This window comes from Mameliella sp. MMSF_3455 (genome assembly GCF_030733205.1).
Classification (GTDB): domain Bacteria; phylum Pseudomonadota; class Alphaproteobacteria; order Rhodobacterales; family Rhodobacteraceae; genus Antarctobacter.
The window spans coordinates 1-10,483 of the sequence record NZ_JASHJL010000078.1; the positions used below are offsets into that span (position 1 = coordinate 1).

The following is a 10,483-nucleotide window of genomic DNA, read 5'->3' on the forward strand; positions in this document are numbered from 1 at the left end:
CGTAAAATGCTGATCACGCAGCGAAACAGCACGCGCGGGGAAGCAAATGACGGCCGAACAAGGGGCGCTGCCCCCTCTGCGCGTGCCGCGCATTCACCCCCAGAGGTATTTGAAGCCCAAAGAAACCGGGGCCCGTCTCAGGCGGGCAGGTCGTCCTCGAGGAAATTGCGGATGTTTTCCTCGAAGCTGGCGTCGGGTTCGAGGCCGAGGCGGGCGGCCTTTTGCGGGCGGATTTCGTTGCGCCAGCCCTTCAGGATGTCCGCGATCTCTGGCTGGGGTTCCCAGGTGATGAGCTTGGCAGGTTCCGGTCCGGCGACGGCGGTCATGGCGTCGATCATCTGGCGGATGGTCAAGACCTGGCCCGGCATGGTCATGCAATGGTTCATGCCGAGGTCTTCGCGCGCGATCTCGGCGCCCTTCACAAGGTTTTCGACGCATTTGCGGGGGCTGAGGTAGAAATGGTGGAAATCCGGGTCCACCGGGCAGTTGGCGGTCTGGCCCTGCAGCGGCTCGCGGAAGATCGAGGACATGAAGCCCGAGGCGGCGCGGTTGGGCTTGCCCGGGCGGATAGAGATTGTCGGCAGACGAAAGCCGCGCCCGTCGATGAAGCCGCGCCGGGAATAGTCGTTCAGCAGCAGCTCGCCGATGGCCTTTTGCGTGCCGTAGCTGATCTGCGGGTTGAGGAAACTGTCATCCGTGAAGGGCTGGGGCACCTCGCCGCCATAGACGGCGATCGAAGAGGTGAAGACCACGACCGGCTGTGTCCCCAGGGCACGGGCGCGTTCCAGCACGTTGAGATGGCCGTGCAGGTTGACCTTGTAGCCGAAGTCGAAATCCTCTTCGGCATGGGCCGAGACGACCGCCGCCAGCAGGTAGATCACGTCGGTATCCGGCGCGATGGCCTCTGCGGCGGAGACGGGATCGGTGATGTCGGCCTTCTGGTAGGAGACCTCGAAGGGCGCGTCGATCTCGGCGGGGGTGACGACATCGGCCAGGGTCAGGCGCGTGATGGGCTTGCCGCGCAGCGTGCCACGTTTTGCCAGCAGGCGGGCGAGTTTCTGGCCGACGAGACCGGCGCCGCCGATGATGAGAATGTTCATGGGGTCTCTCCTTGGTCGAAGATCTGTGGCGCCAGCGCGCCGGGGTGCTGGATGACCTCTGCCGCCAGGTGGGCGGCGCGGGACATGGCGGTGCCGAGGCTGGCGCCCGTTGCGCGTGCGGCCAGGAAACCGGCACCGAAACTGTCGCCCGCCGCCGTGCTGTCGATGATTTTGGCCACCTCGGGCGGGGTGGTGGTGACGGTGCCGTCTTCCTCTGACCAGCCGTGGCAGGGGGCCTCGCCGTTCTTGATGACCACGCAGCTGGAGCCGGCGGCACGGTAGCGTTGCAAGGTGTCGTCCGGCGTGGCGTCCTGAAAGGCCAGTTGTTCCTCGTCGAAGCTGGGCAGGACGGTGTCCGAGACCGCGGCCCCCATGAGCAGGCCCGAGCGCATTGCCTCGGCGCTTTCCCAGAGCGCCGGGCGCAGGTTGGTGTCAAAGGCGACGTGGGCGCCGGACGCCCGTGCCCGCCCCAGCGCGGCGCAAAGCGTCCTGCGCGCTTCGGGGGCGAGGATCGCCAGCGTGATGCCCGAGAACTGGATCACGTCGCGTTCCGCCATGATCTCGTCCAGCCAGGCCGGGTCATCGGCGAGGGTCTTGGCCGCGGACTGGCCGCGCCAGTAGGAGAAGCTGCGTTCGCCGTCGCGGGTCTGGATCATGTAGAGCCCGGGCGTTCTGGTCGGGTGGCGCCGGATCGCGTCGTTCGATATGCCCTGCGCGCCGATAAAGCGGGCAAGGTCGTCGGACATGGCATCCTCTCCCAGCACGGTGCCATAGCTGACGGTCCATGTCGCGGGCAGCAGGCGCCGCGCGTACCAGGCGGTGTTGAAGGTGTCCCCGGCATAGCCCAACCGGAACAGGCCGGGGTTTTGCGGCGCCGGGGCCATCTCGATCATGATTTCGCCCAGCGAAAGAAAGCGTGTCATTCGGCGGCCCTTGTCTGTGGTTGGGCGGGCAACAGCTTGCCCGGGTTGAGGATGCCCCTTGGGTCGAAGGCCTGTTTGATGGCCCGCATATAGGCCAATGCCGCGCCGTGTTCGGCATCCATGAACGATTGCTTGCCGATGCCGATGCCATGTTCGCCGGACACGGTGCCGCCCAGTCGCAGGGCGGTTTCGCCAAGGGCATGGGTGAATTCATGCGCACGGGCCATTTCGTCCGGGTCGTTTGGATCGACGGACAGGCCGGCGTGGAAATTGCCGTCACCGACGTGGCCGACGATGGTGGCGGTCAGGCCAAGACGGGTGGCATCGGCCTGGCTTTGCGCCACGGCCTCGGCCAGGTGAGAGATCGGCACGCAGACATCCGTGGGCCAGATGTGCTTGCCCTTTCCCAGGGCGGCAGAGGCATAATGCGCGTTGTGGCGCATGGCCCAGAGCGCGGTACGGTCCTCTGTCGTGGTGGCGGTCTGCCAACCCTCGGCGCCGAATTCGGCCGCGATTTCCTCGAAACTGGTCATCTGTTCTGCGACCGCCTGCGGCGCGCCGTGGAACTCCAGGAACAGGTGCGGTTTTTCCGGCAGGCCCGCAACGGCATAGGCGTTGAAGCCGCGCACCATCATGTGATCGAGGAGCTCGATCCGGGCCATCGGGATGCCGCATTGGATGGTGGTGATGACGCATTGCACCGCCTGCTCCACGTCCTCGAAGCGGCAGGTGGCGGCGGTGACGGCCTCCGGTGTCCCGTGCAGGCGCAGGGTCAGCTCGGTGAGGATGCCCAGCGTGCCCTCGGACCCGATCATCAGGTGCGTGAGGTCAAAGCCGGTCGAGGATTTCCGCGCGCGGGAGCCCGAGCGGATCACCGTTCCGTCGGCCATGACCGCCTCCAGCGCCAGCACGTTGTCGCGGATCGTGCCGTAGCGGACGGCGGTGGTGCCCGAGGCGCGGGTTGCGGCCATGCCGCCGATGCTGGCGTCCGCGCCGGGGTCGACCGAAAAGAAGAGGCCGGTGGCGCGCAGCTCTTCGTTCAGGGCCTTGCGGGTCAGGCCCGGCTGCACGGTGCAGGTCAGGTCCTCTGGATCGACCGCCAGCACGCGGTTCATGCGGCTCATGTCCAGGCTGATCCCGCCGTGCAGGGCAAGGTGCTGGCCCTCCAGCGAACTGGCGGCACCATAGGCCGTGACCGGGCAGGCCTGCGCGTGACAGATCTTCAGGATCTGAGAGACTTCGTCGGTCGTCTCCGGGTAGGCGACCGCGTCGGGCGGCGTGTTGGGATAATAGGTCTCGTTCTGGCCGTGCAGCGTGCGCTCGGCCTGCGAGGTGCTCAGCCGGTCTCCCAGCAGTTCCTGTAGCCTGGCGATGGCTGTGTCATTGGACATTGGCGGCGTCTCCGGCGGCGAAGATGGCAAGAACCACGACCGCCAGCATCGAGGCGGCCATGGCGTAATTGATCCGGCGGTGGGCTGTTTCGGACAGGTTCAGCCGGTGCAGCGTGGCCCCGGCCAGCAGCCAGCCCAGGTGGATCGGAATCCAGATCGTGTTGACGATGAACAGCTTGGACACCGTCTCGAACACGATGTTGTCGGGGGCATAGGGAAAGCCTGCAAAGAGCGTGGTGTTGACCGCGTAGGCCTTGGGATTGATCGCCTGCAGCAGCAGTCCTGACATGACGGCCGGAGGGGCCTTGGCCTCGACGAAGGCGATCCTGCTGCCGGCAAAGGCGATGCGCGCCGCGAGGTAGAGCAGGTAGGCGATCGAGGCCACCATCAACACGTTGCGCACCATCGGCACCGACAGGACAATGGCGGCCACGCCGGAAATCACCGCCAGCGCGACGAGATTGGTGCCGATGAAAAGCCCCAGCACATAGGCCAGCCCCGGGCGGAACCCGTAGGCCGCGCCCAGTCCGGCAGTCGACAACACCCCGGGACCCGGCGTGATGATCAGGAAGAAGACGGCCAGCGCAAAGGTCAGCATGGGGCAGGCGCCCGTGTCGCTGTCATGTTCTCCTCCCGGTCCGGCTGATGCCCGGCCTGCTTGCGTCGCGGCCGGTTTGGTATACCATCTGCAATCAAACCAGCCGGGGCGGGAATGTCAACGGCGTGCGGGACGGAGGAAGACCGTTTGCGGCCAGGCGCCGCTTTTGCCCGTGCGCCATCCCGAGCCGGGGCGCGACAAGGGGGAGGAAGCGCATGTCTGACAAGGTAAAGGTCGGCTTCATCGGGGTGGGTCTCATGGGCCACGGGATGGCCCGGAACCTTCTGGAAAAGGGCCATCCGCTGGTGATCAAGGGCAATCGCAACCGTGCCCCGGTCGAGGATCTGGTGGCGCGCGGCGCCACCGAGGTCGCGACCCCTAGAGAGATGGCCGCAGCTTGCGACGTGATCCACATCTGTCTTGGCAGCGCCCCGCAGGTCGAAAGCGTCTTTCGTGGCGAGGAGGGCATCCTGGCGGGAATGCGGGACGGGCTGATCGTGGTGGAATGTTCCACCTCCGATCCCAATGTGACCCTTGCGCTGGCGGCGGAGCTTGGGGAACGCGGCGGTCACATGGTGGATGCGCCCCTCGGCCGCACGCCGAAGGAGGCCGAGGCCGGCACGCTGGATGCGATGGTGGGCGCCGATCCGGAGATCTTCCGGCGCATCCTGCCGGTGCTGGATTGCTGGGCCGGCAACATCAACCACGTCGGCCCGGTCGGGGCGGGCCACAAGATGAAGCTGATCATGAACACCATCTCCATGAGCTATGCCGCGCTCTATGCCGAGGTGACGTCGCTGGGCGCCAAGGTGGGCATCGCGCCAGCCACGATCCAGCAGGTGATCGGCTCATCCCGGTTGGGCAACGGGTTCTTCGATACCTTCATGGATTACGCGGTGAACCGGAACCGGGACGCGCACAAGTTCACCGTGGCCAATGCATCGAAGGACCTGCGCTATGCCCTGTCGATGGCGGGCGAGGCGGGGGCGCTCTCGCCCGTCGCCTCCGCCGCGCGGCAGTATTTCGCCCAGATCGAGGCGCAGGGCCATGCCGGGGACTATGTGCCGTGGATCGCCGATCACATCGCGCGGATGAACGGTCTGGACCTCGAGGAAGAGGCGAAGAAGGGCCGCGACTAGCCCGTCGCCCGGCGGATCAGCTGGTAGCCCAGGTCAATCCGCGTGCCCCGGATATCCTCGCCGTCGCAGGCGGCGAGGGTCAGGCGCGCGGCCTCGCGCCCGATGGCAGCGCCGTCGATGCAGACGGTGGTCAGGTCCAGGGCGGACGCGCCCGCCACGTCGATATCGCCAAAGCCGGTCACCGCCAGTGCGCCCGGCACGTCGATGCCCCGGCGCCGCGCCTCGCAGAGCGCCCCAACTGCCAAGGCGTCGCTGACGCAGACCACCGCATCCGTCTCCGGCCAGCGCGCCATGATCTGCGCCAGCCCCTCGGCTCCGTAATCCGGCCCGCTGCGGCCCTCTTGCGGGGGAACGGCGAGACTGCGCGCCTGGCGCCCGTCCAGTGCATCGCGGTAGCCTTTCTCGCGCATGTCGGCGCGCGTATCGCTGGCGCGTTCGGTGCGCAGGAAGACCGGCGCGCGGCGCCCCGAGGCGATCAGGTGGCGCGTCATGTCGCGCCCCGCTGCTCGGTTGGAAAAGCCGACGGCGGCATGGATAGGCGTTTCCGGCAGTTCCCAGAGTTCGATGACCGGCAGACCCGCAGCGCGCAGCAGGCGACGGGTGTCCTCCGTGTGGACGCTGCTGGTCAGCACCAGCGCATCGGGGCGCCGGCCCAGCAGCGTCGAGACCATGAGCGCTTCTTTCTCGGGCTGGTAGCGTGTGCTGCCCAGCAGCAGCTGCAACCCGCCCGCGCTCAGCCCTTCTTCCAGCCCGCGGATGGTCGAGGCAAAGACAGGCTGTTCCAGGGTCGAGACCAGCGCCCCCACAACGCGCGAGCGCTGGGAGGACAGCGCGCCGGCAGTCTCGTCGCGAACATAGCCAAGCTCCATCACCGCCTTCTGCACCTTCTCCAGCGTATCGGCGCTGACCTTGGACGGGGTGCGCAGGGCGCGGCTGACGGTGATCTTGCCGACCCCCGCCGCGCGCGCCACGTCACCCATCGTCACCCATTTGCGGTTCATCTCGGTCCCTTCGTTTGACAGCGCTCAGGATAGGGTGGTATCGGTACCACGCAAGTCATGGTATCGATACCATGGGCATGTGGCAGGGGAGGAGACGCTATGCTGAGCCGTGAACAACAGGAATTCTACGCCGAGAACGGATACCTCAAGGTCGAGCAGGTGGTGACGCCAGGGGAACTGGCCGAACTGCAGGCCGTGACCGACAGGCTGATCGACGCCTCGCGCGCTGTCACCGAAAGCGACGAGCGTTTCGACCTCGACACGGGCCATTCCGCCGACAATCCGCGCCTGACCCGGATCAAGCTGCCGCACAAGCAGCACCCGGTCTATGACCGCATCCTGAAACACTCGAAGGTGACGGAGGTGCTGAACGACCTCCTCGGCCCGGACACGGTGCTGAACACCGCCAAGCTCAACTGCAAGGCGCCGGGCGGCGGCGCGGCGGTGGAATGGCACCAGGACTGGGCCTTCTACCCGGCCACGAACGACTCGTTGCTGGCCTTCGGGCTGATGCTCGAGGACGTGACCGAGGACAACGGTCCACTGATGGTGCTTCCGGGATCACACAGAGGGCCCGTGCTGAGCCATCATGCTGGCGGGGTGTTCTGCGGCGCGATCGACCCCGACGATCCGTTGTTCGACAGGGACAGGATCGTCACGCTGACCGGCAAGGCAGGGGACATGACGGTGCATCACGTGCGCCTGCTGCACGGTTCGGCGCCCAATGTTTCGGACCGGGCGCGCAAGATCCTGTTCTACGAATGCGCCAGCGCCGATGCCTGGCCGCTTCTGGGCGGGTCAAGCTATATCCACGCGTTGGGGCAGCGAAAGTTCTGGGAGGATTTCCAGGATCGGATGATCACCGGCGCGCCGGTCTTCACGCCACGGATGGCGGATGTGCCGGTGACGCTGCCCTTGCCCCCGGCGCCGGACAACACCTCGATCTTCAAGACCCAGATGAGCGGCGGTGCCAAGAGCGCCTTTGCCTGAGGTTGTTGGTTGTCCAGTTGAATAGTTTTTGAGTATTTTCGGAGAGAAGAAGCCGAAACCTGCGCTCCTGTTTCTTCTCTCCGAAAAATACCTCCGGGGGTGAAGGCCGCAGGCCGAGGGGGCAGCGCCCCCTTACCCGATTTCCACGGCCGAGCCGTCCGCCAGCATCGCCTCGATCTCCAGCGGCGTCTTGAACCCGCCCTTGACCTTGGCCTCGAGCTCGGCCTCGAGACTGTGGATCTCACCGAGACGTGCGATGACCTCGTCGATCCGGGCGAAGGGGATCACCACGACGCCGTTGCGGTCGGCCACGATCATGTCGCCGGTGGCAACATGGCAGCCGCCGACGGTCGCGCTGCCCCCCAGGGTACCAGGACCCGATGTATAGGGCGAATTGGGATTCAGTCCGGTGCACCAGGCGGGCAGGCCGGCGGCGACGATACCCGCGTAGTCGCGCATCGGGCCGTCGGTGACGAAACCGGCCGCGCCCGCGTTCCTGAGCATCCCCGACACCTGGTCGCCGATGGTGGCCCGGTCCTGGTTGCCGTGGGCCGCATGGACCACCACGTCGCCCGGCGTCAGCAGGTTGACTGCTGCGAGTGTGGCGATGATGTCGGCGGGGCCGCTGTCCGCCACCAGCGCCGGGCCCACTGCGTGACAGTCCAGGTCGCGCCCGAACCCGATCGGCGCGATGGGGGTTGCCATTGCTCCCATGCCGCCCATCGCGTCGCAGAGAAAGGCGGTCTCGACCCCTTGCAGGGCGGCGATCTGCGCCTCAGTGGGGCGGGGGGCGCCCTTGACGATGGTCAGGCGGGGCGGTTCTCCGATCATTGGTCAGTCTCCTTGGAAAGTGGTGTGTCGGGGTCGGGCAGGCGCCAGAGCAGGCGGATATAGGCCAGCCCCGAGGCGGTGGCCGTACAGCGGGCTTTCTGCAGCTGGATTTCCTCGGCGGGCAGTTCCCGCAGGAGGGCCAGTTCCTCCATCCGGTCGCATTGCACCAGCGCCGACAACAGGTCGTATTTCACCTCGATCCCGGCAAGCGCGGCGATCCGTTCCGGCGCCTTTTCGCGCAGGTCCGCCATGCGCGCGGCTATGGCATCCGACCATTCCTGGCGCGTTTCGGCAAAGCAGAGGCCCGCCACGGCAGGGGTTTCGGTCGAGATGTCAAGGCAGGGCGCGTGGGCACTGTCCACGCAGGCGGTGGGGGCCTTGCCCAGGTCCACCGCGGTCTCGACGCAGCTGCGCAGGCCGTCGAGGTCGAGGCGCGGGTCTGCCTGAAGCGGGGCGGCCAGCAGCAGGGCGGCCAGCGTCAAGGGCGCCGCGCGATGCGCGGCGGGGCGTGTCGTCATGGTCATGTCCTCCCGGCCCTGGGGGCGGTTTTCGCCCTCTCTCGCCCGGCCTCCCGCCGAGCGGCTTGCATTTGGTATACCAAATTGGAACACTCGCACAAGAGAACAGACCTGCCAGAATCGGCAGGCGTGCCAGGGGAGGAAGGACATGTCAGATACCCGCGCCAACAAGCGCTTCCGCTCGCAGGAGTGGTTCGACAATCCCAACAACCCGGGCATGACCGCGCTTTATGTCGAGCGTTACCAGAACCAGGCCTTTACCCGCGAGGAACTGCAGGGCGAAAAGCCGATCATCGGCATCGCCAATACCGGCAGCGACCTGGCGCCCTGCAACAAGATCCACGTCTTCCTGATGGACCGCATCAAGGCCGGAATCCGCGAGGCCGGGGGCATCCCGATGGAGTTCCCCGTCCACCCGATCCAGGAGACCGGCAAGCGGCCGACCGCCGCGCTGGACCGCAACCTGGCCTACCTGAGCCTGGTCGAGGTGCTGCACGGCTATCCGATCGACGGGGTTGTGCTGACGACGGGCTGTGACAAGACCACGCCGGCCATGCTGATGGGCGCGGCCACGGTCGACATTCCCGCCATCGGGCTGAACGGCGGTCCGATGCTGGACGGCTGGTGGAAGGGCAAGCGCGCGGGGTCCGGCACCATCGTCTGGGAAAGCCGCCGCCTGCTGGCCGAAGGCAAGATCGACTACGAGGAATTCATTGGCCGCGTCTGTTCCAGCGCGCCCAGCCTGGGCCATTGCAACACCATGGGCACCGCGAGCACGATGAACGCCATGTCCGAGGCGCTGGGCATGACCCTGACCGGGTCCAGCGCCATTCCCGCGCCGTTCCGCGAACGCATGGCCATGGCCTACGAGACCGGGCAGCGCATCGTCGAGATGGTCTACGAGGATCTCAAACCCTCGGACATCCTGACCCGCGAGGCCTTCGAGAATGCCATCGTGGTCAACAGCGCCATCGGCGGGTCCACGAACGCGCCGCCGCACCTGCAAGCCATCGCACGTCATGCCGGGGTGGAACTGAACGTCAAGGACTGGGAAACCATCGGCTTTGACGTGCCTTTGCTGGTCAACATGCAGCCCGCCGGCGAGTACCTGGGCGAGAGTTTCTTTCGCGCCGGGGGCGTTCCGGCGGTCATGGGCGAGCTGATGAGCGCCGGTCGGTTGCACGCCGGGGCGATGACCGCGACGGGCAACAGCATGGGGGTGAATCTGGCCGGTTGTGACAGCCTCGATACCGATGTGATCAAGCGCTACGACGCACCGATGCGTTCCAACGCCGGGTTCAAGGTGCTTTCCGGCAATCTCTTCGACAGTGCCCTGATGAAGACCAGCGTGATCTCCGAGGATTTCCGCAAGCGGTTCCTGTCGGAACCGGGCAATGAAGGTGTCTTCGAGGCGCGCGCCGTGGTGTTTGAAGGCCCCGAGGATTACCACGACCGGATCAACGACGAGAGCCTCGGCATCGACGAACGCACGGTTCTGTTCATCCGCAACGTGGGCTGCGTCGGTTATCCGGGCTCTGCCGAGGTGGTGAACATGCAGCCGCCGGATGCGCTGATCAAGGCGGGGATCAACCACCTGCCGACGGTGGGCGACGGGCGGCAATCGGGAACCTCGGAAAGCCCGTCGATCCTGAATGCCTCGCCGGAATCGGTGGTGGGCGGCGGACTGGCCTTCCTGCAGACCGGCGACCGGGTCCGGCTGGACCTGAACGCCAGCCGCATGGATGCGCTTGTCCCGGACGAGGACTGGGCCGCGCGGCAGGCGGCCTGGGAGGCGCCGGAGATCGTCAGCCGGACGCCCTGGGAAGAGATCTATCGCACCCATGTCGGCCAACTGGGCGACGGCGGCTGCCTGGAACTGGCGACAGCCTACCAGCGTATTGCGAAGGATTTGCCGCGCGACAATCACTGAACGTCGGTTCGGGGCGATGACGTGGGAAGGGGGGGGGGGGGGGGGGGGGGGGGGGGGGGGGG

10 protein-coding genes are annotated in these 10,483 nt (G+C 66.6%); 3 read left to right on the forward strand and 7 right to left on the reverse strand.

Going from position 1 to position 10,483, the window contains the following annotated elements; translation table 11 throughout:
• Positions 1-137 precede the first annotated feature (137 nt).
• The 4 genes from denD to RBB42_RS27410 are packed head-to-tail and all read right to left on the reverse strand — an operon-like array spanning position 138 to position 4,012.
• Entirely contained in the window at positions 138-1,100 is a 963-nt protein-coding gene (gene denD / locus RBB42_RS27395; protein ID WP_305972578.1) for a D-erythronate dehydrogenase, read from the reverse strand.
• Positions 1,097-2,023 carry a sugar kinase gene (locus RBB42_RS27400; protein WP_305972579.1) on the reverse strand — a complete coding sequence of 309 codons (927 nt, stop codon included), beginning with the start codon at positions 2,021-2,023 and terminating at the stop codon, positions 1,097-1,099. The genes denD and RBB42_RS27400 overlap by 4 nt, the downstream gene beginning before the upstream one ends.
• Positions 2,020-3,414 carry an FAD-binding oxidoreductase gene (locus RBB42_RS27405; protein WP_305972580.1) on the reverse strand — a complete coding sequence of 465 codons (1,395 nt, stop codon included), beginning with the start codon at positions 3,412-3,414 and terminating at the stop codon, positions 2,020-2,022. The genes RBB42_RS27400 and RBB42_RS27405 overlap by 4 nt, the downstream gene beginning before the upstream one ends.
• On the reverse strand, positions 3,404-4,012 hold the full coding sequence (locus RBB42_RS27410; protein WP_305972581.1) for a LysE family translocator: 609 nt from the start codon (positions 4,010-4,012) through the stop codon (positions 3,404-3,406). The genes RBB42_RS27405 and RBB42_RS27410 overlap by 11 nt, the downstream gene beginning before the upstream one ends.
• Before the next feature lie 215 nt (positions 4,013-4,227).
• Between RBB42_RS27410 and RBB42_RS27415 the strand changes: the two genes are divergently transcribed.
• Positions 4,228-5,151, forward strand: coding sequence for an NAD(P)-dependent oxidoreductase (locus RBB42_RS27415; protein ID WP_305972582.1), 924 nt, complete (start codon positions 4,228-4,230; stop codon positions 5,149-5,151).
• Here RBB42_RS27415 and RBB42_RS27420 read toward each other — a convergent pair.
• On the reverse strand, positions 5,148-6,152 hold the full coding sequence (locus tag RBB42_RS27420; protein ID WP_305972583.1) for a LacI family DNA-binding transcriptional regulator: 1,005 nt from the start codon (positions 6,150-6,152) through the stop codon (positions 5,148-5,150). The two genes, RBB42_RS27415 and RBB42_RS27420, sit on opposite strands and share 4 nt — an antisense overlap.
• Positions 6,153-6,251: 99 nt before the next feature.
• On the opposite strand from RBB42_RS27420, the gene RBB42_RS27425 reads away from it, so the two are divergent.
• Complete coding sequence (locus RBB42_RS27425; protein WP_305972584.1) at positions 6,252-7,142, forward strand: phytanoyl-CoA dioxygenase family protein; 891 nt, start codon at positions 6,252-6,254, stop codon at positions 7,140-7,142.
• Positions 7,143-7,274: 132 nt separating this feature from the next.
• Here the strand turns inward: RBB42_RS27425 and RBB42_RS27430 are convergent, their stop codons facing one another.
• Positions 7,275-7,973 (reverse strand): RraA family protein, encoded by a 699-nt coding sequence (locus RBB42_RS27430; protein WP_305972585.1) that lies wholly within the window; start codon positions 7,971-7,973, stop codon positions 7,275-7,277.
• Complete coding sequence (locus RBB42_RS27435; RefSeq protein WP_305972586.1) at positions 7,970-8,491, reverse strand: hypothetical protein; 522 nt, start codon at positions 8,489-8,491, stop codon at positions 7,970-7,972. Before RBB42_RS27435 ends, RBB42_RS27430 begins: the two co-directional genes overlap by 4 nt.
• Positions 8,492-8,639: 148 nt before the next feature.
• Between RBB42_RS27435 and RBB42_RS27440 the strand changes: the two genes are divergently transcribed.
• Positions 8,640-10,421, forward strand: coding sequence for an IlvD/Edd family dehydratase (locus RBB42_RS27440; protein ID WP_305972587.1), 1,782 nt, complete (start codon positions 8,640-8,642; stop codon positions 10,419-10,421).
• The last annotated feature ends 62 nt before the right edge of the window (positions 10,422-10,483 follow it).

What these genes read in the sequence shown, in the direction of transcription:
- RBB42_RS27415 (WP_305972582.1), top strand. Translation starts at nt 4,228, where the DNA reads ATGTCTGACAAGGTAAAGGTCGGCTTCATCGGGGTGGGTCTCATGGGC.
- RBB42_RS27435 (WP_305972586.1), bottom strand. Translation starts at nt 8,491, where the DNA reads ATGACGACACGCCCCGCCGCGCATCGCGCGGCGCCCTTGACGCTGGCC.
- RBB42_RS27420 (WP_305972583.1), bottom strand. Translation starts at nt 6,152, where the DNA reads ATGAACCGCAAATGGGTGACGATGGGTGACGTGGCGCGCGCGGCGGGG.
- denD (WP_305972578.1), bottom strand. Translation starts at nt 1,100, where the DNA reads ATGAACATTCTCATCATCGGCGGCGCCGGTCTCGTCGGCCAGAAACTC.
- RBB42_RS27405 (WP_305972580.1), bottom strand. Translation starts at nt 3,414, where the DNA reads ATGTCCAATGACACAGCCATCGCCAGGCTACAGGAACTGCTGGGAGAC.
- RBB42_RS27430 (WP_305972585.1), bottom strand. Translation starts at nt 7,973, where the DNA reads ATGATCGGAGAACCGCCCCGCCTGACCATCGTCAAGGGCGCCCCCCGC.
- RBB42_RS27400 (WP_305972579.1), bottom strand. Translation starts at nt 2,023, where the DNA reads ATGACACGCTTTCTTTCGCTGGGCGAAATCATGATCGAGATGGCCCCG.
- RBB42_RS27440 (WP_305972587.1), top strand. Translation starts at nt 8,640, where the DNA reads ATGTCAGATACCCGCGCCAACAAGCGCTTCCGCTCGCAGGAGTGGTTC.
- RBB42_RS27410 (WP_305972581.1), bottom strand. Translation starts at nt 4,012, where the DNA reads ATGCTGACCTTTGCGCTGGCCGTCTTCTTCCTGATCATCACGCCGGGT.
- RBB42_RS27425 (WP_305972584.1), top strand. Translation starts at nt 6,252, where the DNA reads ATGCTGAGCCGTGAACAACAGGAATTCTACGCCGAGAACGGATACCTC.